Origin of the sequence: Pseudomonas fitomaticsae (assembly GCF_021018765.1) — a bacterium.
Lineage (GTDB): Bacteria > Pseudomonadota > Gammaproteobacteria > Pseudomonadales > Pseudomonadaceae > Aquipseudomonas > Aquipseudomonas fitomaticsae.
Genome location: NZ_CP075567.1, coordinates 5,722,529 through 5,745,913, shown reverse-complemented (window position 1 = coordinate 5,745,913; position 23,385 = coordinate 5,722,529). Strand labels below are relative to the sequence as shown.

Sequence of the window (23,385 nt, the reverse complement as noted above, 5' to 3'; positions counted from 1 at the left end):
GAGAGTTCAAGGCATGCGCAGATCCAACCGAGGTTTCACCCTGATCGAAATCATGATCGTGATTGCGATCATCGGTATCGTCATCACCATCGGCTATCCGAGCCTCACCGAATACGTGAAGAAGGGCCGCCGCGCCGACGTGGTCAGCAATTTGTCGGAACAGGCACAGATCCTCGAGCGCTTCTATTCGAAGAACAACGTCTACACCGGTGTCACCGGGTTGAGCACCGGCAACGATTTCTACACCATCACGCCGACGATCACCGATCAGACCTTCCTGCTGACGGCGACCCGCAAGACCGGCACGGCGATGGCCACTGACAAGTGCGGGGATTTCACTCTCACCAACACCGGTGTCAGAAGCATGAACAACGCGACCACCGGGCTGACCACCAAGGATTGCTGGGGCCGCTGAGCCGCTTTATTTCGGGCGCCTTTTGCGCCCACTGTCTTTTTTACGGTTGGATCAAACATGACCAGGCAACAGCAAGTGGTGATTGTCGGTGGCGGGGTGATTGGCCTGCTCACTGCGTACAACCTCGCCTCCGAGGTCGGCAGCGTGGTGCTGCTGGATCGTTCGAACGTCGGCCAGGAATCGTCCTGGGCCGGTGGCGGTATCGTGTCTCCGCTGTACCCGTGGCGCTATAGTCCGGCCGTTACCGCGCTGGCGCACTGGTCGCAGGATTTTTATCCACAACTGGGCGAACGCCTTTTTGCCGATACCGGGGTGGATCCCGAAGTGCACACCACCGGCCTGTATTGGCTGGACCTGGATGACGAAGACGAAGCACTGGCCTGGGCCAAACGCGAAAACCGCCCGTTGCGGGCTGTGGATATTTCGGCGGCGCATGATGCGGTGCCGGTGCTCGGTGGTGGTTTTTCCCGGGCGATCTATATGGCCGATGTGGCCAACGTGCGCAATCCACGACTGGTGAAGTCTTTGAAAGCGGCGTTGCAGGCGCTGCCGAACGTGACGATTCATGAGCAGTGTGAAGTCAGTGGGTTTGTCCGTGAAGGTGAGCGGGTGGTGGGCGTGCAGACTTCCACCGGTGTGATCGCCGGCGATCAGGTCGTGCTCACCGCAGGTGCGTGGAGCGGCGAACTGCTCAAGACCTTGAACCTGTCGCTGCCGGTGGAGCCGGTCAAGGGTCAGATGATTCTCTACAAGTGCGCAGCGGATTTCCTGCCGAGCATGGTGCTGGCCAAGGGGCGCTACGCGATTCCGCGCCGCGACGGGCACATTCTGATCGGCAGTACGCTGGAGCACGAAGGCTTCGACAAGACCCCGACGGACAACGCGCTTGAAAGTCTCAAGGCATCGGCAGTCGAGTTGTTGCCGGCGCTGGCCGATGCTGAAGTGGTGGGGCACTGGGCCGGGCTGCGACCGGGTTCACCGGAAGGTATTCCTTACATTGGCCGGGTTCCGGGGTTTGACGGTCTGTGGCTGAACTGCGGGCATTACCGCAACGGACTGGTGCTGGCGCCGGCGTCCTGTCAGTTGTTTGCCGATGTGATGCTGGGGCGCACGCCGATCATTGATCCGGCGCCGTATGCACCGGCCGGACGGATCTAGTCAGTTTTTCTTCCGGTAACTGACAAATCGCTTTCGCGGGCAAGCCCGCGAAAGGGGCCTTAATCCAGACCCAGTTTCTTGAGCCTGTAGCGCATCGACCTAAACGACAGACTCAACCGCTGCGCCGCCGCCGTGCGATTCCAGCGGGTTTCTTCCAGTGCCTGCAGAATCAGTTTGCGCTCGACGCTTTCCAGATAGTCTTCCAGGTTGTCGATCTGCGTGAGATCGGCAACGCCGCCCTCGGCGGTGCCATTACCTTCGATCAGGCGTAAATCCTCGGCCTCGATCGTGCGGTTTTCACACAGGGTATGCGCCCGCTCAAGCACGTTCTCCAGCTCTCGCACGTTGCCCGGAAAACGGTAGTTTTTCAGCGCCTCGAGGGCATGAGGATGAAGGCGTGCCGCCGGCTGCCCGGTGCCATTGGCCAGGCGCTTGAGCATATGGCCGGCCAGTGCTTCGATGTCCTCGCGACGTTCGCGCAGGGACGGTACGCGCAGTTCGATCACGTTCAGCCGGTAATACAGATCCTGACGAAAACGCTCGGCAGCCACTTCAGCGTCGAGATCCTTGTGCGTCGCGCAGAGGATGCGCACATCGACCACGGTTTCCTGTTGGCCACCGACGCTGCGCACGGCTTTTTCCTGGATCGCCCGCAGCAGCTTGACCTGCATCGGCAGCGGTAGATCCGCCACTTCATCGAGAAACAGTGTGCCGCCATGGGCCGCCTGAAACAGCCCCGGTTTATCTTCCACCGCACCGCTGAAACTGCCTTTGCGATGGCCGAAGAACTCGCTCTCCATCAACTCAGAAGGAATCGCCCCGCAGTTCACCGGCACGAATGGCTGGCTGGCACGCGGGCCCTGTTCATGAATCAATCGGGCCACCAGTTCCTTGCCGCTGCCGGATTCGCCGCTGATGTAGACCGGTGCCTGGCTGCGGGCCAGTTTGTCGATCTGTTTGCGCAGGTTGCGCATCGGCGGCGAATCGCCGAGCAATCGCCGATCGATCGAGGTGCAGACATTGCCCGGCGCCGGCATGCGCAACGCCGAGCCGACCAGCTCGCGCAGGCGTGTCAGGTCCACCGGTTTGGTCAGGAAGTCGAAAGCCCCGGCTTTCAGGGCGTTGATCGCCGTTTCCAGGCTGCCGTAGGCGGTGATCATCGCCACTGGCAGTTGCGGATAACGTTGCTGAATGTGCTGCACCAGCTCCAGGCCGGAGCCGTCGGGCAGGCGCATGTCGGTCAGGCACAGGTCGAAGGTCTCGCGGTACAGCAGCGTCTGGGCTTCTGCGAGATTGCGTGCGCTGAAGGTGTCGAGTTTCATCCGTCCCAGGGTGATTTCCAGGAGTTCGCGAATATCCGGCTCGTCGTCGACGATGAGGATTTTTTGCCGTGGGCTCGTGTTCAAATTTGTTTCCGTCCGTGAGCAAAGGTGATGCGAAAGCAGCCGCCGCCTTGGCGTGATTTGAAGTCTAGGCGCGCTTGATTGCTTTCGCACAGCTCACGGGACAGATAAAGCCCAAGGCCGGTGCCCTGGCTGCTGGTGGTAAAGAACGGTTCGAACAGGTGAGCCTGCTGATCCAGCGGCACGCCGGGGCCGTTGTCCTGCACTTCGAGCACGGCCAGCGTGCTTTCGGGGTCGATCAACAGCGTCAGCCAGACCTCGGCCGGATCGTGCAACAGGGCACTGTGGCGCCAGCCGTTGCGTAACAGATTGTCGAGAATCTGTGTGAGCTGGCCGGGATCCATCAACGTGCGGAAATCCCCCGGGCCGATGTGCAGATGAATGTGCTGGCGCTCGCCGGCCTGTTCGCGGCTTTCGCTGACGAACTGTTCCAGCCACGGCTTGAGATCCAGCCGTTGCGGCGCGCTCTGCTGGCGGCGGGACAGTTGCAGGACGTTTTCGATGACTCGGTTCATGCGCTGGGAGTGGTCTTGAATGATCTGTGTCAGACGCCGATCCGCGCCGTCGAGTTCCTCGGATTCCTGCAACAGCTGCGCGGCATGACTGATGGCGCCCAGCGGATTGCGGATTTCATGGGCGATACCGGCGGTCAGTCGGCCCAGCGCGGCCAGTTTCAATTGTTGGGCCTGCTGGGCGATCTGGGCGAGGTCTTCGAGAAACACCAGGGTTTGGCGGTTCGGGCTCTGTTCCAGGGCGATGAAGCTCGGTTGCAGCTCCAGGCCGTTGCCGGCGATTTTCAGGCTTTGCGGGCGCAGGGTCGGGTTGTTCAGCCACAGTTGCAGGCGTTCGACCAATGCGCTCGAGTGCTCGTCGATCAGGTCGCCTTCAAGGTGCGTTTGACCCAGCAGGGCCTTGGCGCTGTGGTTGGCCAGTTGCACCCGGCGCTCTTCGTCGAGCACCAGAATGCCGGTGCGCATGCGTTGCAGGATCAGCGCGTTGAGGGCTTCGAGCCCCACGACTTCGCTGGCACGCAGCTCGGCCAGGTTCTCACTGACTTCGAGACGGCGCATCAATCCCTGCACCAGCAGCGAGGCGGCAAAGCACAAGGCACCGAGGGTGCCAGCCTGAAGATAGTCGTTGGCGCTCAAGGGATGGCTGAAACTCAGCAGAAAGCTGAGCCCGACGATGCCGAGGGTAGCGATGGCGGCGATCAGCAAGCCGATGCGTCGTCGCAGCAAGGTGTTGCTGATGGCCACCGAAACGATCAGCAGGTTGCCGATCGCGCTGGCCACGCCGCCGGCCGCGTAGAACACGCTGCACAGCAGCAGGATGTCGACCAGTGCCAGGCCGAACAACTGGGCCGGGCGGTGGATGTTCTCGAGGAACACCACCAGCAGGATGTTCAGCACCAGGTACAACCAGCTGCCATTGCGCAGCAACTCGTCGTTGGCCGAGGTCAGCAGGCGGTTGTCCATGTTGCTGGAGATCAGCAACACCAGGGTGATGCCGACACTCAAGCGGTACAGATGATAGAGGCGCAGCAGTCGCTGGGCCTGTTTGCTGTCGGCGTTGTCGGCCTCAGCGATCACTGGAACCGGGGCCTTGCTCAAGGTGAGCCTGGCTGCAATACCACTGTTGTTGAAGGTTCAGCGCGCGGTCGCGGGGCAGGTGTACGCCGCAATGGGCGCAGCGCACCATCGGCGCGGCATCCTGTTCGCGAGGTGATCGGGCGGACGAGGCGGGGGCCTTGAATTTGCGCCACAACCAGACAGCGGCGGCGATCAAGGCAATCCAGAACAGTAAACGAAGCATGATGGGCGGCTTTTCGGCTAATGATTCGGCAGTTTAGCCAAGGACCCGACAAGCGCACAGCCCAATCACGCGCCGCAATAAAAAGGGAGATCCGAAGATCTCCCTTTTTGGCATCACCGAAGTGATCAGTCGAACAGACCGAAGGTCATGTAACTGAAGATGGAACGGTCGCTGTCGCTCGACTCCGGTTCCGGCTCTTCGATCACGTCGCCGTTTTCGTCTTTTGGCTTGAGCTCGTTCGGGATCGCGTCTTTCGCGTCCTGGAACTGCTTCTGCACGTCCTGGTTGGCGCGAGTCTCTCCCGGCGGCAGCGGCGGACGGGATTCGATCAGGCCCAGCGTGGCCTTGCTCAGGAACGAACGGTTGTCGGCTTCGGCAACGCGAGGCACGAACTGACCGTCCTGCAGGCTCGGGTGGTTCGGGTAGTTGAGCTTCAGGGTTTCCAGACTGGTGGCCGCCAGTTCGTCCAGATGCAGACGCTGGTAGGCTTCGGTCATCACCGCCAGGCCGTCACCGACCGAAGGGGTTTCCTGGAAGTTTTCCACTACATAACGACCACGGTTGGCGGCAGCGACATAGGCCTGACGGGTCAGGTAGTAGTCGGCCACGTGGATTTCGTAGGCGGCCAGCAGGTTGCGCAGGTAGATCATGCGCTGCTTGGCGTCCGGCGCGTAGCGGCTGTTCGGGTAGCGGCTGGTCAGCTGGGCGAACTCGTTGTAGGAGTCGCGGGCGGCACCCGGGTCACGCTTGGTCATGTCCAGCGGCAGGAAGCGCGCCAGCAGGCCGACGTCCTGGTCGAACGAAGTCAGGCCCTTCAGGTAGTAGGCGTAATCGACGTTCGGGTGCTGCGGATGCAGACGAATGAAACGCTCGGCGGCGGACTTTGCAGCTTCCGGCTCGGCGTTCTTGTAGTTGGCGTAGATCAGTTCCAGCTGCGCCTGATCGGCGTAGCGACCGAACGGATAACGCGACTCCAGAGCCTTCAGCTTGGCTGTGGCGCTGGTGTAGCTGTTGTTGTCCAGGTCCTGTTGAGCCTGCTGGTACAGCTCGGCTTCACTCAGGTTTTCGTCTACGACTTCCTTCGATGAGCAAGCAGCGGTCAATGCGAGGATGGCGATCAGCAGCAGGTGTTTCACTTGCATGGCGGCTTGCGTCCCTATGACGGCCGCTGTCTTGGGCGGGGCCGTCCTGTTATGATGAGCGCCCCGTTGAAAAGCCCCGGGGCAAAAGACGCCGTATTTAACCACAAGCGCGCAGCCGAAACCAAAGGCTGTAGCCGACGCCCAGTCCGAGCATGTCCGATAAAATTGAACTTCGCGCAGAGGTGCCGTCCGAATTGGGCGGCCAACGCCTCGATCAAGTCGCCGCCCAACTCTTCGCCGAGCACTCGCGCTCGCGCCTTTCCGCCTGGATCAAAGAAGGCCGCCTGACTGTGGACGGGGCGGTCATCCGCCCGCGCGACATCGTTCATGGCGGTGCCGTCCTTGAGCTGACCGCCGAGCAGGAGGCCCAGGGGGAATGGGTCGCCCAGGACATCGAGCTCGACATCGTCTATGAAGACGACGACATCCTGGTGATCAACAAGCCTGCGGGCCTGGTGGTGCACCCGGCTGCCGGCCACGCCGATGGCACCTTGCTTAATGCCTTGCTGCACCACGTGCCGGACATCATCAATGTCCCGCGTGCCGGCATCGTGCATCGTCTGGACAAGGACACCACCGGTCTGATGGTGGTGGCCAAGACCATCCAGGCGCAGACCAAACTGGTCGCGCAGCTGCAAAGCCGCAGCGTGAGCCGGATCTACGAGTGCATCGTGATCGGCGTGGTGACGGCCGGTGGCAAGATCAACGCCCCGATCGGTCGTCACGGCCAGCAGCGCCAGCGGATGGCGGTGATGGAGGGCGGCAAGCCTGCGGTCAGCCACTATCGCGTGCTGGAGCGTTTCCGTTCCCACACTCACGTACGGGTGAAGCTGGAAACCGGTCGTACCCACCAGATCCGCGTACACATGGCGCACATCAACTTCCCGTTGGTCGGCGATCCGGCGTACGGCGGTCGTTTCCGCATCCCGCCGGCGGCGAGCCAGACCATGGTCGAATCGCTGAAACACTTCCCGCGTCAGGCCCTGCACGCACGGTTCCTCGAGCTGGATCACCCGACCACCGGTGAGCGCATGAGCTGGGAGTCGCCGTTGCCGGAAGACCTGGTGTGGCTGCTGACCCTGCTCAAGCAGGATCGCGAGGCATTCGTCGGATGAACTGGCTGACGCCGGACTGGCCCGCGCCGGCCAGCGTCAAGTCCTGTGTCACCACCCGCGAGGGCGGCGTCAGCGAGGCGCCTTTCGACAGCCTCAATCTGGGCGATCATGTCGATGATCGTCCTGAGGCCGTCGCCGAAAACCGTCGGCGACTGACCGAACACTTCTCTATCAAGCCTGCCTGGTTGCAGCAAGTGCACGGGATTGCCGTGGCGCATGCCGATCCGTCGGTTGTAGCCACGGCGGATGCCAGCTGGACGGCAACACCGGGTATCGCTTGTGCGGCAATGACCGCCGATTGCCTGCCGGCGCTGTTCTGCGACCGTGCCGGCACTCGCGTGGCAGCGGCGCATGCCGGTTGGCGTGGACTGGCGGCCGGTGTGCTGGAAGCCACCCTCGACAGTCTTGATGTGCCTGCCGAAGACATTCTGGTCTGGCTCGGCCCGGCCATCGGTCCGCAAGCCTTCGAAGTCGGCCCGGAAGTCCGGGAAGTCTTCATCAATCAATTGCCCGAAGCCGCGACAGCCTTTGTCCCGAGCCATAACGCGGGCAAGTTCATGGCCGACATCTATAAGCTGGCGCGACTGCGTCTGGCGGTCCGGGGTGTCACGGCTGTTTATGGTGGCGGTTTCTGTACCGTGACCGATCCGCGCTTCTTTTCCTACCGCCGTGCGTCACGCACTGGTCGCTTCGCCTCCCTGGTTTGGCTCACCCGCTAAACTGTCTGATCTGCATCAACTGTCCCACGCTTGAATCTTCCAGAATCGACCGCATCTATAGCGGTATCTGGCAGGTTTCTTTATTCAGGATGGTTTTTAGGTCCGGCCTGCTCAAAAGGAAGGTGACCCATGCGTATAGACCGTTTAACCAGCAAATTGCAGTTGGCGTTGTCCGATGCCCAATCCCTGGCTGTCGGCCACGATCATCCGGCCATCGAGCCGGCGCATTTGATGCAAGCCATGCTTGAACAGCAGGGTGGTTCGATCAAACCCCTGTTGATGCAGGTGGGCTTCGACGTCAACAGCTTGCGTAAAGAGTTGACCAAAGAGCTCGATCAATTACCGAAAATCCAGAACCCGACCGGCGACGTGAATATGTCGCAGGATCTGGCGCGTCTGCTCAACCAGGCTGACCGTCTGGCCCAGCAGAAGGGCGACCAGTTCATTTCCAGCGAGCTGGTACTGCTCGCCGCGATGGACGAGAACAGCAAGCTCGGCAAGTTGCTGCTTGGCCAGGGCGTGAGCAAAAAAGCCCTGGAGAATGCAATCAACAACCTGCGCGGTGGCGAGGCGGTCAATGACGCCAACCACGAAGAGTCGCGTCAGGCGCTGGATAAGTACACCGTCGACCTGACCAAGCGCGCCGAAGAAGGCAAGCTTGACCCGGTGATCGGCCGTGACGACGAAATCCGTCGCACCATTCAGGTCTTGCAACGCCGCACCAAGAACAACCCGGTGCTGATCGGTGAGCCTGGCGTGGGTAAAACTGCGATTGCCGAAGGTCTGGCCCAGCGCATCATCAACGGCGAAGTGCCGGATGGCCTGCGTGGCAAACGCCTGCTGTCCCTCGATATGGGTGCGCTGATTGCCGGTGCCAAGTATCGCGGCGAGTTCGAAGAGCGCCTGAAAGCGTTGCTCAACGAGCTGTCGAAGCAGGAAGGACAGATCATTCTGTTCATCGACGAACTGCACACCATGGTCGGCGCCGGCAAGGGCGAAGGCTCGATGGACGCCGGCAACATGCTCAAACCGGCCCTGGCCCGTGGCGAGCTGCATTGCGTCGGCGCGACCACGCTCAACGAGTACCGCCAATATATAGAGAAGGACGCGGCCCTCGAGCGGCGCTTCCAGAAAGTGCTGGTAGACGAGCCGAGCGAAGAAGACACCATCGCGATCCTGCGTGGCCTCAAGGAGCGTTACGAGGTTCACCACAAGGTGGCGATTACCGACGGCGCGATCATCGCGGCGGCCAAGCTCAGCCATCGTTACATCACCGATCGGCAGTTGCCGGACAAGGCGATCGACCTGATCGACGAAGCCGCCAGCCGCATCCGCATGGAGATCGACTCCAAACCGGAAGTGCTGGATCGCCTGGAGCGGCGCCTGATTCAACTGAAAGTCGAGTCCCAGGCCCTGAAGAAAGAAAGCGACGAAGCGGCGATCAAGCGTCTGGAAAAACTCCAGGAAGAAATCGTCCGTCACGAGCGTGAGTATTCGGATCTGGAAGAAATCTGGAACTCGGAAAAAGCCGAGGTGCAGGGTTCTGCACAGATTCAGCAGAAGATCGAACAGTCCCGTCAGGAACTGGAAGCCGCGCGGCGTAAAGGCGATCTGAACCGCATGGCGGAGTTGCAGTACGGGGTGATCCCGGATCTGGAGCGCAGCCTGCAAATGGTCGACCAGCACGGCAAGAGCGAGAACCAGTTGCTGCGCAGCAAGGTGACCGAAGAGGAAATCGCCGAAGTCGTTTCGAAGTGGACCGGTATTCCGGTGTCGAAAATGCTCGAAGGCGAGCGCGACAAGCTGATGAAGATGGAAAGCCTGTTGCATCAACGCGTGATCGGCCAGGACGAAGCAGTGGTTGCAGTGGCCAACGCGGTGCGGCGTTCCCGTGCCGGGTTGTCCGACCCGAATCGCCCGAGCGGCTCGTTCATGTTCCTCGGCCCGACCGGTGTCGGTAAAACCGAGCTGTGCAAGGCGCTGGCCGAATTCCTCTTCGATACGGAAGAGGCGATGGTGCGGATCGACATGTCCGAGTTCATGGAGAAACATTCCGTGGCACGGCTGATCGGTGCGCCACCGGGCTACGTCGGTTACGAAGAGGGCGGCTACCTGACCGAAGCGGTACGGCGCAAGCCTTACTCGGTGATCCTGCTGGACGAAGTCGAGAAGGCGCACCCGGACGTGTTCAACATCCTGCTGCAAGTGCTGGAGGATGGACGCCTGACCGACAGCCACGGCCGCACGGTGGACTTCCGCAATACCGTGATCGTCATGACCTCCAACCTTGGTTCGATGCAGATCCAGGAACTGGTCGGTGATCGTGAAGCACAACGGGCAGCGGTGATGGATGCGATTTCCACCCACTTCCGTCCGGAGTTCATCAACCGGGTCGACGAAGTGGTGATCTTCGAGCCATTGGCACGGGATCAGATCGCGGGCATCACCGAGATCCAGCTGGGCCGTCTGCGCAGCCGTCTGGCCGAGCGCGAACTGAAGCTGGAACTGAGCCCGGAAGCGATGGACAAGCTGATTGCCGTCGGTTACGACCCGGTCTACGGCGCACGGCCGCTGAAGCGGGCGATCCAGCGCTGGATCGAGAACCCGTTGGCGCAGTTGATCCTTTCGGGACGCTTCATGCCAGGGGAGACCGCGACCGGCGTCGTGGAGAACGACGAGATCACGTTCAACTGACACCTGACGGTGGTGAAGTAAGGAAGGCCTCGCACTGCGAGGCCTTTTTTTTCGCCAGGCTGTTGAACTCAAAGGAAAAGGCTTGTAAAGTGCGCCCCGCAGTCAGTCACCAACACGGTTTCAGCTCACTGGGCAGAAATCTGAAATAAGTTGCAAATCATTAACTTGAAAGCAATTTAGGGGGTTGACAGAGGTGTTCTAGGTTGTAGAATAGCGCGCCTCAGACACACGAACGCAGCGATGCGAAAACGATGTCGAGAAGCTGCAAGTTTCACCGTTGTAAATTGAAATATGTAGTTCCGTGATAGCTCAGTCGGTAGAGCAAATGACTGTTAATCATTGGGTCCCAGGTTCGAGTCCTGGTCACGGAGCCAATTTCAAACCGGGGTATAGCGCAGTCCGGTAGCGCGCCTGCTTTGGGAGCAGGATGTCAGGAGTTCGAATCCCCTTACCCCGACCATTTTTGGGTCGTTAGCTCAGTTGGTAGAGCAGTTGGCTTTTAACCAATTGGTCGTAGGTTCGAATCCCACACGACCCACCATTTTTGAAACCAGGTAACACTGGGATCGAATCTTAAGATCAGAGGCCAAAAGCGCTGATCGAAGAAGGCGATCTTTGAAAGGTCGCCTTTTTTTTACCGGGGTATAGCGCAGTCCGGTAGCGCGCCTGCTTTGGGAGCAGGATGTCGGGAGTTCGAATCCCCCTACCCCGACCATATTAAAAATCCTCGTATCGAAAGATACGGGGATTTTTTTTGCCCTCCGGGAATGTTTCATTCAAGTCGTCGTACAACTTGCCGATAGCCCGCTAACAAAAGGGGTCTGCCATTGATCGCCCCTTGAATCCGGCCAATACAAGAAAAAGGGCGTTCGTCATGTTGCTTCGTCAGTTGAATATTGCTCCCCGTGCCGCCCTGGGCTTCGCCCTGATCGCGGTGCTGGTGGCGTTGCTCGGGGTGTTTGCGCTGGGACAGATGTCGAGCATCCGTGACAGCGAAGTGGCGGTGGAGACACAGTGGTTACCGAGCATTCGCGGCGGCGACGAGATTCGCGAGATCATGTTGCGCATTCGCACCATCTCCCTGCGCATGGCGCTGGATCAGGATCCGGCCAACATCGCCACGTACCGCAGCCAGATGGACACCCGCGACAAGGAGCTGAGCGAGAAAATCGCCGCTTACGACCGGCTGGTGATCACCCCGGAAGGGCAGCAGTTGTATGATCAGTTCAAGAAAACCTTTGCCGCCTACCGCACCGGGATCGCCCAGTCGTTTACTCTCGCCGAACAAGGCAAGCGCGATGAGCTGACCAAACTGCTGCTGGTCGACATGAAAACCGTGGTCGACGGCTCCGGCAAACAACTCAATGACCTGGCAGACCTGTTCGCCCGCCAGGTCGCCGCCGAAAGCCAGAACTCTGCCGCCCACTACGAAACCTCGCGCACCATCGTGACCTTGTTTATCGCTCTGGCGGCGCTGGCGACCGTGGCCCTGGCCATGTTGCTGACCCGTAGCATCGTTCGCCCCCTGAGCGCCGCCGTCGATGCCGCTGAGCACGTCGCTCGAGGCGATCTGACCCGTCCGATCGAAACCCACGGCAACGATGAAGTCAGCCGCTTGCTCAAGGCGCTGGCGACCATGCAGCAAAATCTGCGCGAAACCCTGCAGGGCATCAGTGGCTCGGCCACGCAACTGGCGACCGCTTCCGACGAACTGAGCGCGGTCACCCACGACAGCACCCAAGGGCTGCAACAGCAGAACAACGAAATCGAACAGGCCGCCACCGCCGTCAACGAGATGACCACGGCAGTCGAGGAAGTTGCCCGCAATGCAGTGTCGACGTCCGACGCCACCCGTCAGTCCAGCGAGTCGGCACAGTTGGGCCAGGAACGGGTCAGCGAAACCGCTGGCGCCATCAACGCCTTGGCCAGCGAAGTCGAACATACCGGAGAGCTGGTGCAATCGCTGGCCAACCAATCCCAAGACATCGGCAAAGTGCTGGATGTGATCCGGGCGATTGCCGAGCAAACCAACCTGCTGGCACTCAACGCCGCCATCGAAGCGGCGCGGGCCGGGGAGAGTGGACGCGGGTTTGCGGTAGTTGCCGATGAAGTCCGGGCGCTGGCTTATCGCACGCAGCAATCGACCCAGGAAATCGAGCAGATGGTGCAGGGCATGCGCAACGGTTCGAGCCTGGCGCTGGAGTCGATGCAGGCCAGTGCTTCGCGGGCAGCCACCACGTTGGTACTGGCCGAGCGGGCCGGTGAAGCGTTGCAGACGATCACGGCGTCAGTAAACGAAATCCACGAGCGCAATCTGGTTATCGCCAGCGCCGCCGAAGAACAGGCGCAGGTGGCGCGGGAAGTGGACCGCAATCTGGTGAACATTCGCGATCTGTCGGTGCGCTCGGCGGCAGGTGCCGATCAAACCAACGCGTCGAGCCATGAACTGTCGCAACTGGCCAACGCCCTGCAAGGCATGGTGCGGCGCTTCCAGTTGTAATCATGCAGGCGTGAAAAAGCCGCGCTTCTCGTCAGAGAGCGCGCGGCTTTGTTTTGTCGGGCCTCTGAAAAATCAGGCACCGTCCTGGTCTTTCAGGTGTTCGAACAGACCTTTCGGCATTTTCTTGCCATTGGCTTCGAAGTTGGCTTTGACGTTGTTGTACGCCTCTTGCTCGTCGATGAAGCCGTCGTGGTTGGTGTCGATCTTGTCGAAGTCGGACTTCGGCGCGACCTTCAGAAATTCGGCGCGCGAGACCTTGCCGTCGCCATCGGTGTCGGTCTTGGCCATCGACGCATCGCCGCATTTGCCTTCACCGCATTTGCCTTCCGGGGCTTTCACCGAGGTCTCGGCCGAAGCGACCATATAACCCTGGGCCAGCGGTTGTGCGGCGAACACCGAGCCGGACAACATCAGGCCGCCGGCCAGTACGGCACCGACCAGGCCAAGGGAGTTTTTGCCGATTTTCGAAGTACGGGACATTGCATTCTCCTTCGGTTGCACAGCGCAACCACACGTTAAGGGCGATCAAGCCGGAGCAGGTGTGCTCGGGTGTGGCCATTAAGCGGTGGCGGTGTATCGCGTCTGTGTCGAGGAGCGGGGCGTTTGTAAGCGAAGGTGGGGAAAGCGGGGGCAGATACAGTAGAAAACAAAACACCGTGAGGGCGAGCCCGCCCCCACGGTGTTTTTACATCAGTGCAGTTTCAGGCGAGGCTCGGTGCCGCGTCCGATCTTGCTGCCCAGCATCAGCATCGCCGTGCGGAACGGCCCGTACAGCGCCATCTGGTGCATGCGGTACAGCGACACGTAAAACATCCGCGCCAGCCAGCCCTCAAGCATCACGCTGCCGGTCAGGTTACCCATCAGGTTACCCACCGCCGAGAAACGCGACAGCGAAATCAGCGAGCCGTAGTCGGTGTACTTGTACTCCGGCAGGGTCTTGCCTTCGATGCGCAGTTTCAGCGATTTGGCCAGCAACGACGCCTGTTGATGCGCAGCCTGAGCCCGTGGCGGAACGTTGCGATCCGAGCCCGGTTGCGGGCACGCGGCGCAGTCACCGAAGGCGAAAATGTTTTCGTCGCGGGTGGTCTGCAGCGTCGGCAGCACTTGCAGTTGATTGATACGGTTGGTTTCCAGACCGTCGATGTCCTTGAGGAAACCCGGTGCGCGGATCCCGGCAGCCCAGACTTTCAAACTGGCCTTGATCTCGTTGCCATCGGCGGTGATCAGGCTGTCGGCGGTGACCTGGCTGACCGACGCGTTGGTCATCACGTTGACCCCGAGTTTCTCCAGGGTTTTGTGCACCGGCCCGCTGATGCGCTCAGGCAGCGCTGGCAGCACCCGTGGCCCGGCTTCGATCAGGGTGATGTGCATGTTTTCCGGTTTGATCCGGTCCAAGCCGTAAGCCGCCAGCTCATGGGCGGCGTTGTGCAGCTCCGCCGCCAGTTCGACGCCCGTGGCGCCCGCGCCGACGATGGCCACGCTGATCTGCTGGACCACATCGGTTTGCCCGGCGTGAGCACGCAGGTAGTGGTTGAGCAGTTGCTGATGGAAACGCTCGGCCTGTTTGCGGGTGTCAAGGAACAGGCAGTGTTGCGCGGCGCCCTGGGTGCCGAAATCGTTGGTGGTGCTGCCGACCGCGATCACCAGCGAGTCGTAGGGCACTTCCCGCGCCGGAACCAGCTCAACGCCGTTTTCGTCGTAGGTGGCGGCCAGCTGGATCTTCTTCTGCTCACGATCGAGCCCGCTCATGCGCCCCAGCTGGAACTCGAAGTGGTTCCATTTGGCCTGGGCGACATAGTTGAGTTCGTCTTCGGAAGAGTTCAGCGATCCGGCGGCCACTTCGTGCAGCAGCGGTTTCCAGATGTGCGTGAGGTTCGCGTCGACCAGCATGATGCTGGCAGTGCCGCGTTTGCCCAGAGTCTTACCCAGACGGGTAGCCAACTCCAGACCGCCGGCGCCGCCGCCGACAATGACAATACGATGGGACATGGGGATAGCTCGCAAGGTTTTTAAAGGAAATCTTTGTCGTCGAAACCCGAGCGAGCGCGATGCAGCTCATAGCGTCAGGTAACTGATAAATCGGCTCAACAGGCCAAGACCAATGGTCACTGCCAGCACCAGCACCAGGAGCATCCACGGCCGGAATGGCCGGCGCTCGACACGGTGTTGGGACAACTGCAGGTACTCTTCGACATGCTTCTGGTCTTCGGGGTTCAGGCGGCTGGTCATAAAGGCCTCGTCAGGTAGACGTTACTGAATGAGAACACGCTACAGCGGTTTTCAACCGGGATTGAACGCAGCATAGCCACTGTCCGGGACCGGTTCGACAGACACACTGTCCCCGAGGCGAATGATCCCGCTTTGTAACACTCGCGCGGTGATTCCGCCATGCCCGCGCACGGCCTGGAACGTTCCGGGGCCGAGGTTGTTTTGCAGGCGCGCACACGGCTGGCACCAGCCTGTGGTTTCGAAAATCGCCTGACCAATGCGAAAGCGCCGCCCCTTGAGGCTGAACAGGTTGATCCCGCTTATAACGAGATTGCGCCGCAGATCTTCAGGCATGACCGGTTGTTCGGTCGACCGGCCCATCAGGCTGCTGATCACGGCCAGATGTTCCCATTGAATCAGCGTCACCTGCCGCGCATTGCGCACACCGGGCCGAGCGTGATCGCCAGTTAGTCCAGCTTCAAGTCGCGCCTCCACGGCATCGAGCGTGAGCATCGGCCCCCGTGATTCGGGGCGCACACCAATCCAGCGCACGCATCCGGTCTGTGGGACATCGGCAATCAATTGTTGAAGTGGCGTCACAGGCTGATCCCGACATCGAACACGATGCTGCGCCCCAGGTTGCCGCGCAGGAAATCCGGGGCATCGGGATGGGCGAACAGCACCCGTGCAAACGTTGGCCCGACCAGCGACAGCGAACGCCAGCCCTGACGCAAATATTCGGTGGGCGGTGGAAAGTGGCTGTTCAGGTCGAGCACTTCGCGTTTGAGGCTGGCGAAGGCAATGATGTCCAGCTCGCCGAGATCCATGCCGCGTTCTTTGTAGTTGTGAGCTTTCTTGCGCAAGGTCGGCGCCAGCCTCAGCAAAAATTCATTGGCCGGAATCCGCCGCGGCTTGGCTTCACGGCGCACCAGTTGGCTGAGGGAAAACGCACTGCGCCGACGTTGCAGCTCATCGCGCCATTCGTCGTTGAGCCGACGGCCCTCGTCGAGAACGAAAAACACTTCGAAGTTGGCATCGCGAAACAGCACGTCCGGCGGCTCGCCGGCAGGGGCGAATTCGTCGACACGATACGGAATATTCAAGCCTTGCAGCAGGCGCTGGCAGACCCAACGCTCACGCTCCCATTTGCGGGCATTGGACAGGAAGGCGTTGGCTTGCTCGGCCGCGATGGTCAGCAGGCGTAAATAATCTGAGTCATCCATAGGCCCAAGCTTAGCGTTCAATTGCGACAAGCAGAAAGCGTTCGCGCGGCAAAGTGCATCAGTAGGCAGTCGGGAGGGGCGGTGTAGACTGAGGGCACCGTGTATTAACGTCGAATGAAAGGGGCTGAATGTGAAATTTCGCTGGCTGTTGTTGTTCGCTGTCGTTCCGCTATGGGCCCATGCGCTGGAAATAGGTGAGCGACTGGCACCCTGGACGCTGCTGGACCAGCACGATCAGCCGTTTACTCTCGATGACCGCACTACGACACTGTTGGTGGCGCGTGACATGGACGGTGCGAAACTGCTCAAGCAAGCCATGGCCGATCAGCCCAAGGGCTATCTGGAGGCGCGGCATGCGGTGTTTGTCGCCGATATCCAGCGCATGCCGGCGCTGATCGCGAAGATGTTCGCCGTTCCGGCGATGCGTGACTACAGCTATCGAGTGTTGCTTGATCGCGAAAGTCGCGTGGCCTCTCGCTACCCCGGGGCCGAAGGCGCGGTGCTCTGGCTGCAGCTCAAGGACGGGCGCTTGCTGGCCCGGCACGAATACACCCAGGCGGCTGAACTACGTGAGGCGCTGGAGCAGGCTCGCCCATGATCGGCGCCGAGCTGCTGTCGTCTGCGAGCCTGCTGCTGGGATGGTTGATTTACCTGCCGGTGCTGCTCTGGGCGATTGGCCGCGCGCCTTGGGTCGAGTTGTTCAGTGACAGTCGTCGTCAGCACTTGCTGTTCGGAACGGTGTTCGCGTTGTTTCTGCTATGGCTGGTGCGCAGGGACTTCGACACCGGCGTGTCTTACCACTTCATCGGCATGACGGCAGTGACGCTACTGTTGGACTGGCCGCTGGCGATCGTCGGTGGACTGGTAGCGCAGTTGGGGCTGGTGATGCTGGGCCGTCAGGATCTGGTGGCTGTCGGGGTCAACGGTGCCTTGCTGATCCTGTTGCCGGTGCTGATCACCGAATGCGTGGCGATCCTGGTCGAGCGCGCCCAGCCACGCAATCCGTTCGTGTACATCTTCTGTTCCGGCTTTTTCGCTGCGGCGCTGTCGGCGTTGTTCTGCCTGACGCTGAGCCTGACGTTGCTCTGGTACGACGGCCTCTTTGCCATGCCCGAATGGCTGGAAGATTTCATCGGTTACCTGTGGCTGCTGATTTTTCCCGAAGCCTTCATCAACGGCATGGTGGTCAGCGCCTTGGTGGTGTTCTGCCCGGAATGGCTGGAGACTTTCAATCGCACCCGCTACCTTTCGGCGCCCTGGAAGGACGACGATCCCAAGTCTTGATCCATATCAAATCCACTCTGCGCGCGGCATTTCATGCTCGGTCAAATCCCTTCAGGAGCAGCGGCATGAGCGTGTACGAGTGGGCGAGGCAGGAAACCCGGCAGAGTCTGGAGATGGCGCAGGAGGTGGGGTTCGATCCGGGCCTGAGCCTGCGCGCCTTGCTCAGTGCGGTGGTGCAGCAGAGCAAGGCGGTGCGCAACGCCGAAGACCTGGCCGACGAGTTGCGTTTTCTGGCGGAAAACCTCGACGACGATCAGGACTACGGCTTCATGCGGCCCTGAACGGGATCAGTGACGCGGGTCGAAATCGCCGGAAAACAGTTCGTCCTCGGCATCCGGGGCCACCGGAATCTTGTGTTCCTCCGACGCCCAGGCGCCGAGGTCGATCAGCTTGCAGCGGTCCGAGCAGAACGGGCGGTATTTGTTTTCCGGGGTGAATTCCACGGGCGCGCCGCAAGTCGGGCAGTTGACGGTTGGGGTCTGGCTCATGATTGGCCTCCGGATAAAGTCAGGTAAAAGTGATGCAGGCGCTCGACCTCGCTGTGCAGCCAGGCGAGGTCGCGGTCGTTGACCACCACGTCATCGGCACGGCTGACGCGGTCTTCGCGGCTGGACTGGGCCTTGAGGATCGCCTGGACCTGCTGTTCGCTGGTCTGGTCACGCTGCAAGGTGCGTTCGATCTGCAGTTGTTGCGGGGCGTCGATTACCAGGATTCGCTGGGTCATCGCGTATTGCCTGGATTCGATCAGCAGCGGCGAGACCAGAATCGCGTAAGGCGATTGTGCCAGCGCCAGGTGATGGGCGATTTCCTCGGCGATCAGCGGATGCAGCAGCGCTTCGAGCCAGCGCCGTTGCTCCGGCACCTCAAAGATCAGTTTGCGCAGGGCCGCACGATCCAGCGTGCCGTCGGCCTGCAACACATCGGGGCCGAAGTGTTCGGCGATCTTCGCCAGCGCCGGACGGCCGGGTTCGACCACCCAGCGTGCCGCGTGATCGGCGTCCACCACGTGGATGCCAAGATCGATGAAGTGCTGGGCGGCGGCGCTTTTGCCGCTGCCGATGCCGCCGGTCAGGCCGAGAATCCAGGGTTTTTCCACAGGGGTATTCATTTCAAACCGACAAACTGCCAATAGAAGCCGGTTATTTGACCACCCCAGAGCAAGGCAATCCAGCCGGCAATTGCCAGATACGGGCCGAAGGGGATCGGCGTCGAGGTTTTCTGGTCGCGCAGCTTGAGTAAAATCACCCCGAGCACCGCGCCCACCAGTGAAGACAACAGGATGGTCAGCGGCAGAATCTGCCAGCCGCCCCAGGCCCCGAGCAGCGCCAGCAGCTTGAAATCGCCGTGACCGATGCCGTCCTTGCCGGTGATCAGCTTGAACAGCCAGAACACCGACCACAGCGCCATGTAGCCCAGCACCGCGCCCCACAGGGCATCGTGCAGCGGCACGAACAGCTCGAAGCTGTTGACGATCAGCCCCAGCCACAGCAGCGGCAGCACCAGCACATCGGGCAGCAACTGATGTTCGGTGTCGATCAGGCTCATGGCCAACAGGCCCCAGGTCAGCACGATCAGCAGGCACGCCGGCCAGCCGAAACCCAGGTGCCAGGCGATGAACGCCGAAAGCAGGCCGCAGGCCAGTTCGGTCAGCGGGTAACGCTTGCTGATCGGTGTGCTGCAACTTGAGCAGCGTCCGCGCAGGAACACGTAACTCAACACGGGAATGTTTTCCCACGCGCGGATCCGGTGGCCACAGTGCGGGCATTGCGAGTGCGGCAGCATCAGGTTGTAAGTGGGCAACGGCGCTTCACCGGGCAGCCCCAACACATCGTGAGCCTGTTGGCGCCATTCGCGCTCGAGCATTTTCGGCAGGCGCCAGATCAACACGTTGAGGAAACTGCCGACCATCAGCCCCAACAGCAGGGCAGTGAAGACGAAGGCCAGCGGATAGAGACTGAAGAGTTCGTCGGTAGGCATGTCAGATCGCTGAGCCGAGTTGGAAGATCGGCAGGTACATGGCCACCACGAGACCGCCGACGATCACCCCGAGCACCACCATGATGAACGGCTCCATCAGGCTGGTGAGGTTGTCGACCATATTGTCCACTTCGTCCTCATAGAACCCCGCGACCTTGTCGAGCATCTCGTCCAGTGCGCCGGATTCTTCGCCGATGGCGGTCATCTGCACCGCCATGTTCGGAAAGATGCCGGTGGCGCGCATCGAAAAATTCAGCTGCATGCCGGTGGAAACGTCCTGGCGGATGCGCAGCACGGCGCGCTTGAACACCACGTTGCCGGTGGCCCCGGCTACCGAATCCAGCGCCTCCACCAGCGGCACACCGGCCGCGAAGGTGGTCGACAGGGTCCGGGCAAACCGCGCCACGGCGGACTTGTACATCAGCGTGCCCACCAGCGGCAGCTTGAGAAACCAGGCGTCGCGCCGGTCACGCAGGGCCTGGGATTTTTTCAAGGCATGGCGGGTGCCGAAAAATCCGGCCACCAGCGCACCGAGAATCGCCCACCACCATTGCTGCATGAACTCGGACAGGCTGATCACCATCAACGTGAAGGCCGGCAATTCGGCACCGAATCCGGAGAACACCGACTGGAACTGCGGCACCACCTTGACCAGCAGAATCCCGGTAACCACCGCCGCCACCAGCACCACGGCCGACGGGTAGGTCATGGCTTTCTTGATCTTGGCCTTGAGGCTTTCGCTCTTCTCCTTGTAGGTCGCGACCCGTTCCAGCAGGGTGTCGAGGGCGCCGGACTGCTCGCCGGCATCCACCAGGTTGCAGTACAACTCGTCGAAATATTGCGGCTTCTTGCGCAGCGCGGCGGCGAAGCTGTTGCCGGCGGCGACCTCCTGCTTCACCTCGTCCACCAGCTTGCGCATGGCCGGATTTTCGAAGCCTTCGCCAATGATGTCGAACGACTGCAACAGCGGCACGCCAGCCTTCATCATGGTCGCCATCTGCCGGGTGAACAGGGCAATGTCCTGGGCCTTGATGCGCTTGCCGAAGCTCAGCAACGAGGCGGATTTCTTGCGCACCTTGCCGGGGTTGATGCCCTGCTTGCGCAATTGGGCCTTGATCAGTGCGGGGTTCTGGCCGCTCAACTCGCCGGTCACCTTGCTGCCTTTGCGGTCCGTGCCTTCCCAGGCGTAGACGCTGATTTTCGCTGCCTTGACCGCCATGTTCAGTCCTTGGTGACCCGGTTGATTTCTTCAAGGCTGGTGATGCCTTGCATGGCCTTGATCAGGCCCGAGGTGCGCAGGTCGTTGAAGCCGTCCCGGCGCATCTGGATATCGATTTCCAAAGAGTTGCCCTCGGCCATGATCAGCCGTTGCAGCTCTGGGGTGTTCTTCACCACTTCATAAATCCCCACGCGACCCTTGTACCCGCCGTTGCAGTGATCGCAACCGGCGGGCTCATAGATCGTGAAATGGCCGATGCGTTCCTCGGGGAAACCTTCCTTGATCAGGGTCTCGCGGGGGATCTCGATGGGCTTCTTGCAGTGGCTGCAGAGTTTTCGCGCCAGACGCTGGGCAATGATCAGACTCACCGAGGTCGCGATGTTGAAGCCGGGAATGCCCATGTTGTGCAGGCGGGTCAGCGTTTCCGCCGCGCTGTTGGTGTGCAGGGTGGACAGCACGAGGTGCCCGGTCTGGGCCGCCTTGATCGCGATTTCGGCGGTTTCGAGGTCGCGGATCTCGCCGACCATGATCACGTCCGGATCCTGACGCAGGAACGAACGCAGTGCCTGGGCAAAGTCCATCCCCTGGCGGGGATTGACGTTGACCTGGTTGATGCCTTCCATGTTGATCTCCACCGGGTCTTCGGCGGTGGAGATGTTGATGTCGACGGTATTGAGGATGTTCAGCCCGGTGTATAGCGACACGGTCTTGCCCGAGCCGGTAGGGCCGGTCACCAGAATCATGCCTTGTGGTTGCTTGAGGGCGGCCATGTACAGGTCTTTCTGCTCCGGCTCATAACCGAGGGCATCGATGCCGATCTGGGCGCTGGAGGGGTCGAGGATCCGTATCACCACTTTCTCGCCCCAGAGGGTGGGCAGAGTGTTGACCCGGAAATCGATCGACTTGCTCTTCGACAGACGCATCTTGATCCGCCCGTCCTGGGGTTTGCGTCGCTCCGAAATGTCGAGACTGGCCATCACCTTCAGGCGTGCGGCGATGCGCCCGGCGAGCTGAGTCGGCGGCTTGGCCACCTCACGCAGAATGCCGTCGGTGCGCACCCGCACCCGGTAGTTCTTTTCGTAAGGCTCGAAGTGCAGGTCGGACGAGCCGCTCTTGATCGCGTCCAGCAGCATCTTGTGGACGAAGCGCACCACCGGGGCATCGTCCGCATCGAACCCGCCGAGAGTGTCTTGTTTGCTGTCATCGACCGACTCGATGTCCAGTCCGTCGAGATCGACATCGGCCATCTCCTCCAGGCCGGTGGCGTGGGTGTCGAAGAACTTTTCGATGGCGTCGGTGAGCTTGTCGTCCTCGACCAGAATGGCTTCGGTGCTCAGCCCGGTGCTGAACTGAATGTCATTGATCGCCTGATGATTGCTCGGGTCGGAAATCCCCACGAACAGTTTGTTGCCGCGCCGCCAGAGGGGCAGGGCGTGGTGCTGGCGCACCAGTTTTTCACTGACCAGGCCCTTGGGCTGGGTTTCCTTGTCGAGGCAGTTGAGGTCCAGAAATGCCATGCCGAAATGCTCCGAGGCAATCTCGGCGACCTGCCAGCTCTTCACCAGTTTGTTCTGCACCAGGTAACTGACCAGCGACAGGCGATTGCGCTGCGCCTGTTGCCAGGCTTGCTGGGCACTCTTTTCCGTGAGCAATTCGGCCTGGACCAGTTGTTTGGCCAGACCGCTCAGAGCGATGTCATTCATGGGGTTTCCACGTGCTTGCCGTTCATGACTTATAGCCTAGTCAAGTGACAGCGCCAAACACGCGGGGTGCAGGTGACAAAAAGTGTCAGATAGTGCGGTTACGGGTTGTAGGAATCGGCACGACGTCCGGATCACGCCCGGCAGACCGGGGTTGGAAGCGCTTGGCACGGGCTGTGCTGAGTCCTGTTCAGATCATGAGATTCCGACTCATGCATGGAGCGTGTCTATGAAGAAACAACAAGGTTTCACTCTGATCGAGCTGCTGATCGTCGTGGCGATCATCGGTATCCTCGCGACTGTGGCGCTGCCGCAGTATTCCAAATATCAGGCGCGGTCGAAGGTGACGGCGGGGCTGGCCGAGATTTCGGCGATGAAAATCCCGTATGAGGATGTCATCAATGCCGGTACTGCACCCACTACTGCCAACACCGGACCTGGCGGTGCTGCCGCTACCAGTAACTGCACGCTGGCCGTTACTGGCACTGCATCCACTGGTGCCGGGACAATTGTGTGCACATTAGTCAACGCGCCGGCACCGGTGCTGAGCAAAACCATTACCTTGACCCGTGACGCGACCAATGGCTGGAGCTGCACCAGTACCGCCGCGCAGGAGTATCTGCCCAAGCAATGCACTGGTGCTTGATCCAAGCCGAGTGACACAAAGCCCCGCCGAACCGGCGGGGCTTTTTTTGCGCCGTTTTATGCGAAAAAAAACTCTGTGAATCATGGCCTTAAGCCGCCAGCTCCAGTCTGCAAGTTGCATGCAGTTAAATCACCGGTCATGCAATTTGCATGATTCCGAGAAATTACTAT

Annotated in this window: 24 protein-coding genes and 4 tRNA genes; 14 read left to right on the top strand and 14 right to left on the bottom strand. The window is 60.7% G+C overall.

Going from position 1 to position 23,385, the window contains the following annotated elements; all coding sequences use genetic code 11:
* Window positions 1-13 precede the first annotated feature (13 nt).
* Together KJY40_RS26015 and thiO are read left to right on the top strand one after the other, a co-directional pair.
* Window positions 14-415: a type IV pilin protein gene (locus tag KJY40_RS26015; protein ID WP_039771691.1), complete on the top strand. Its 402-nt coding sequence runs from the start codon at window positions 14-16 to the stop codon at window positions 413-415.
* Between the two features lie 57 nt (window positions 416-472).
* Window positions 473-1,573, top strand: a complete 1,101-nt coding sequence (gene thiO / locus KJY40_RS26010) for a glycine oxidase ThiO (protein WP_230733589.1) — start codon at window positions 473-475, stop codon at window positions 1,571-1,573.
* A 59-nt stretch (window positions 1,574-1,632) separates the two neighbouring features.
* Here the strand turns inward: thiO and KJY40_RS26005 are convergent, their stop codons facing one another.
* The 4 genes from KJY40_RS26005 to KJY40_RS25990 form a co-directional block, all read right to left on the bottom strand.
* Entirely contained in the window at window positions 1,633-2,979 is a 1,347-nt protein-coding gene (locus KJY40_RS26005) for a sigma-54-dependent transcriptional regulator (protein ID WP_230733587.1), read from the bottom strand.
* Window positions 2,976-4,565 (bottom strand): sensor histidine kinase, encoded by a 1,590-nt coding sequence (locus tag KJY40_RS26000; protein WP_230737764.1) that lies wholly within the window; start codon window positions 4,563-4,565, stop codon window positions 2,976-2,978. Before KJY40_RS26000 ends, KJY40_RS26005 begins: the two co-directional genes overlap by 4 nt.
* Window positions 4,555-4,788: a PP0621 family protein gene (locus KJY40_RS25995; protein WP_115079251.1), complete on the bottom strand. Its 234-nt coding sequence runs from the start codon at window positions 4,786-4,788 to the stop codon at window positions 4,555-4,557. Before KJY40_RS25995 ends, KJY40_RS26000 begins: the two co-directional genes overlap by 11 nt.
* Before the next feature lie 125 nt (window positions 4,789-4,913).
* Window positions 4,914-5,930: an outer membrane protein assembly factor BamD gene (locus KJY40_RS25990; RefSeq protein ID WP_007959566.1), complete on the bottom strand. Its 1,017-nt coding sequence runs from the start codon at window positions 5,928-5,930 to the stop codon at window positions 4,914-4,916.
* A 152-nt stretch (window positions 5,931-6,082) separates the two neighbouring features.
* On the opposite strand from KJY40_RS25990, the gene rluD reads away from it, so the two are divergent.
* The 8 genes from rluD (at window position 6,083) to KJY40_RS25950 (ending at window position 12,958) form a co-directional block, all read left to right on the top strand.
* Window positions 6,083-7,045, top strand: a complete 963-nt coding sequence (rluD, locus tag KJY40_RS25985; protein WP_085712174.1) for a 23S rRNA pseudouridine(1911/1915/1917) synthase RluD — start codon at window positions 6,083-6,085, stop codon at window positions 7,043-7,045.
* The gene (gene pgeF / locus KJY40_RS25980) at window positions 7,042-7,764 is read left to right on the top strand and encodes a peptidoglycan editing factor PgeF (protein ID WP_230733585.1); all 723 of its coding nucleotides are present in this window, start codon (window positions 7,042-7,044) and stop codon (window positions 7,762-7,764) included. Before rluD ends, pgeF begins: the two co-directional genes overlap by 4 nt.
* A gap of 129 nt (window positions 7,765-7,893) precedes the next feature.
* On the top strand, window positions 7,894-10,458 hold the full coding sequence (clpB, locus tag KJY40_RS25975; protein WP_102716614.1) for an ATP-dependent chaperone ClpB: 2,565 nt from the start codon (window positions 7,894-7,896) through the stop codon (window positions 10,456-10,458).
* A gap of 298 nt (window positions 10,459-10,756) precedes the next feature.
* Window positions 10,757-10,832: transfer RNA gene (locus tag KJY40_RS25970), tRNA-Asn, on the top strand.
* A 9-nt stretch (window positions 10,833-10,841) separates the two neighbouring features.
* Window positions 10,842-10,918 (top strand) — tRNA-Pro (locus tag KJY40_RS25965).
* Window positions 10,919-10,923: 5 nt separating this feature from the next.
* Window positions 10,924-10,999 (top strand) — tRNA-Lys (locus tag KJY40_RS25960).
* A 97-nt stretch (window positions 11,000-11,096) separates the two neighbouring features.
* Window positions 11,097-11,173: transfer RNA gene (locus tag KJY40_RS25955), tRNA-Pro, on the top strand.
* A gap of 159 nt (window positions 11,174-11,332) precedes the next feature.
* A complete protein-coding gene (locus KJY40_RS25950) occupies window positions 11,333-12,958 on the top strand; it encodes a methyl-accepting chemotaxis protein (RefSeq protein WP_230733583.1) in 1,626 nt (541 codons plus the stop codon).
* Window positions 12,959-13,030: 72 nt separating this feature from the next.
* On the opposite strand, the gene KJY40_RS25945 is transcribed toward KJY40_RS25950, so the two are convergent.
* From KJY40_RS25945 to KJY40_RS25925, 5 genes are all read right to left on the bottom strand, one after another.
* Window positions 13,031-13,438 (bottom strand): HvfA family oxazolone/thioamide-modified RiPP metallophore, encoded by a 408-nt coding sequence (locus tag KJY40_RS25945; RefSeq protein ID WP_230733581.1) that lies wholly within the window; start codon window positions 13,436-13,438, stop codon window positions 13,031-13,033.
* 210 nt (window positions 13,439-13,648) lie between these two features.
* Entirely contained in the window at window positions 13,649-14,947 is a 1,299-nt protein-coding gene (locus KJY40_RS25940; protein ID WP_064599500.1) for an NAD(P)/FAD-dependent oxidoreductase, read from the bottom strand.
* Window positions 14,948-15,013: 66 nt separating this feature from the next.
* Window positions 15,014-15,187: a DUF3094 domain-containing protein gene (locus tag KJY40_RS25935; protein WP_007909875.1), complete on the bottom strand. Its 174-nt coding sequence runs from the start codon at window positions 15,185-15,187 to the stop codon at window positions 15,014-15,016.
* Window positions 15,188-15,238: 51 nt separating this feature from the next.
* Window positions 15,239-15,766: an MOSC domain-containing protein gene (locus KJY40_RS25930; RefSeq protein ID WP_230733579.1), complete on the bottom strand. Its 528-nt coding sequence runs from the start codon at window positions 15,764-15,766 to the stop codon at window positions 15,239-15,241.
* The gene (locus KJY40_RS25925) at window positions 15,763-16,389 is read right to left on the bottom strand and encodes a DUF1780 domain-containing protein (protein WP_230733577.1); all 627 of its coding nucleotides are present in this window, start codon (window positions 16,387-16,389) and stop codon (window positions 15,763-15,765) included. Before KJY40_RS25925 ends, KJY40_RS25930 begins: the two co-directional genes overlap by 4 nt.
* A gap of 130 nt (window positions 16,390-16,519) precedes the next feature.
* On the opposite strand from KJY40_RS25925, the gene KJY40_RS25920 reads away from it, so the two are divergent.
* From KJY40_RS25920 to KJY40_RS25910, 3 genes are all read left to right on the top strand, one after another.
* A complete protein-coding gene (locus tag KJY40_RS25920) occupies window positions 16,520-16,987 on the top strand; it encodes an FAD/FMN-containing dehydrogenase (RefSeq protein WP_230733575.1) in 468 nt (155 codons plus the stop codon).
* Window positions 16,984-17,673: an energy-coupling factor ABC transporter permease gene (locus KJY40_RS25915; protein WP_230733573.1), complete on the top strand. Its 690-nt coding sequence runs from the start codon at window positions 16,984-16,986 to the stop codon at window positions 17,671-17,673. Before KJY40_RS25920 ends, KJY40_RS25915 begins: the two co-directional genes overlap by 4 nt.
* 65 nt (window positions 17,674-17,738) lie before the next feature.
* Complete coding sequence (locus tag KJY40_RS25910; RefSeq protein ID WP_007959584.1) at window positions 17,739-17,954, top strand: hypothetical protein; 216 nt, start codon at window positions 17,739-17,741, stop codon at window positions 17,952-17,954.
* Window positions 17,955-17,960: 6 nt separating this feature from the next.
* On the opposite strand, the gene yacG is transcribed toward KJY40_RS25910, so the two are convergent.
* From yacG to pilB, 5 genes are read right to left on the bottom strand one after another with little or no spacing between them, the layout of a single operon-like run.
* Window positions 17,961-18,161 carry a DNA gyrase inhibitor YacG gene (gene yacG / locus KJY40_RS25905; protein WP_011335983.1) on the bottom strand — a complete coding sequence of 67 codons (201 nt, stop codon included), beginning with the start codon at window positions 18,159-18,161 and terminating at the stop codon, window positions 17,961-17,963.
* Entirely contained in the window at window positions 18,158-18,781 is a 624-nt protein-coding gene (gene coaE, locus KJY40_RS25900) for a dephospho-CoA kinase (RefSeq protein WP_230733572.1), read from the bottom strand. The genes yacG and coaE overlap by 4 nt, the downstream gene beginning before the upstream one ends.
* Window positions 18,778-19,650 (bottom strand): prepilin peptidase, encoded by an 873-nt coding sequence (locus KJY40_RS25895; protein WP_230733569.1) that lies wholly within the window; start codon window positions 19,648-19,650, stop codon window positions 18,778-18,780. The genes coaE and KJY40_RS25895 overlap by 4 nt, the downstream gene beginning before the upstream one ends.
* A gap of 1 nt (window position 19,651) precedes the next feature.
* Window positions 19,652-20,869: a type II secretion system F family protein gene (locus KJY40_RS25890; RefSeq protein WP_230733568.1), complete on the bottom strand. Its 1,218-nt coding sequence runs from the start codon at window positions 20,867-20,869 to the stop codon at window positions 19,652-19,654.
* Between the two features lie 2 nt (window positions 20,870-20,871).
* Window positions 20,872-22,572 (bottom strand): type IV-A pilus assembly ATPase PilB, encoded by a 1,701-nt coding sequence (gene pilB / locus KJY40_RS25885; RefSeq protein ID WP_230733566.1) that lies wholly within the window; start codon window positions 22,570-22,572, stop codon window positions 20,872-20,874.
* Window positions 22,573-22,798: 226 nt separating this feature from the next.
* Here pilB and KJY40_RS25880 point away from each other — a divergent pair, with 226 nt between their 5' ends.
* Window positions 22,799-23,215: a pilin gene (locus KJY40_RS25880; protein ID WP_179693706.1), complete on the top strand. Its 417-nt coding sequence runs from the start codon at window positions 22,799-22,801 to the stop codon at window positions 23,213-23,215.
* The last annotated feature ends 170 nt before the right edge of the window (window positions 23,216-23,385 follow it).

Bases quoted from the DNA above. Each gene is read 5' to 3' on its own strand.
- KJY40_RS25895 (WP_230733569.1), bottom strand. From the start codon at position 19,650: ATGCCTACCGACGAACTCTTCAGTCTCTATCCGCTGGCCTTCGTCTTC.
- KJY40_RS25990 (WP_007959566.1), bottom strand. From the start codon at position 5,930: ATGCAAGTGAAACACCTGCTGCTGATCGCCATCCTCGCATTGACCGCT.
- pilB (WP_230733566.1), bottom strand. From the start codon at position 22,572: ATGAATGACATCGCTCTGAGCGGTCTGGCCAAACAACTGGTCCAGGCC.
- KJY40_RS26015 (WP_039771691.1), top strand. From the start codon at position 14: ATGCGCAGATCCAACCGAGGTTTCACCCTGATCGAAATCATGATCGTG.
- KJY40_RS25890 (WP_230733568.1), bottom strand. From the start codon at position 20,869: ATGGCGGTCAAGGCAGCGAAAATCAGCGTCTACGCCTGGGAAGGCACG.
- KJY40_RS25910 (WP_007959584.1), top strand. From the start codon at position 17,739: ATGAGCGTGTACGAGTGGGCGAGGCAGGAAACCCGGCAGAGTCTGGAG.
- KJY40_RS25880 (WP_179693706.1), top strand. From the start codon at position 22,799: ATGAAGAAACAACAAGGTTTCACTCTGATCGAGCTGCTGATCGTCGTG.
- rluD (WP_085712174.1), top strand. From the start codon at position 6,083: ATGTCCGATAAAATTGAACTTCGCGCAGAGGTGCCGTCCGAATTGGGC.
- KJY40_RS25950 (WP_230733583.1), top strand. From the start codon at position 11,333: ATGTTGCTTCGTCAGTTGAATATTGCTCCCCGTGCCGCCCTGGGCTTC.
- KJY40_RS25945 (WP_230733581.1), bottom strand. From the start codon at position 13,438: ATGTCCCGTACTTCGAAAATCGGCAAAAACTCCCTTGGCCTGGTCGGT.
- KJY40_RS25995 (WP_115079251.1), bottom strand. From the start codon at position 4,788: ATGCTTCGTTTACTGTTCTGGATTGCCTTGATCGCCGCCGCTGTCTGG.
- thiO (WP_230733589.1), top strand. From the start codon at position 473: ATGACCAGGCAACAGCAAGTGGTGATTGTCGGTGGCGGGGTGATTGGC.
- pgeF (WP_230733585.1), top strand. From the start codon at position 7,042: ATGAACTGGCTGACGCCGGACTGGCCCGCGCCGGCCAGCGTCAAGTCC.
- KJY40_RS25915 (WP_230733573.1), top strand. From the start codon at position 16,984: ATGATCGGCGCCGAGCTGCTGTCGTCTGCGAGCCTGCTGCTGGGATGG.
- clpB (WP_102716614.1), top strand. From the start codon at position 7,894: ATGCGTATAGACCGTTTAACCAGCAAATTGCAGTTGGCGTTGTCCGAT.
- yacG (WP_011335983.1), bottom strand. From the start codon at position 18,161: ATGAGCCAGACCCCAACCGTCAACTGCCCGACTTGCGGCGCGCCCGTG.
- KJY40_RS25935 (WP_007909875.1), bottom strand. From the start codon at position 15,187: ATGACCAGCCGCCTGAACCCCGAAGACCAGAAGCATGTCGAAGAGTAC.
- coaE (WP_230733572.1), bottom strand. From the start codon at position 18,781: ATGAATACCCCTGTGGAAAAACCCTGGATTCTCGGCCTGACCGGCGGC.
- KJY40_RS25940 (WP_064599500.1), bottom strand. From the start codon at position 14,947: ATGTCCCATCGTATTGTCATTGTCGGCGGCGGCGCCGGCGGTCTGGAG.
- KJY40_RS25925 (WP_230733577.1), bottom strand. From the start codon at position 16,389: ATGGATGACTCAGATTATTTACGCCTGCTGACCATCGCGGCCGAGCAA.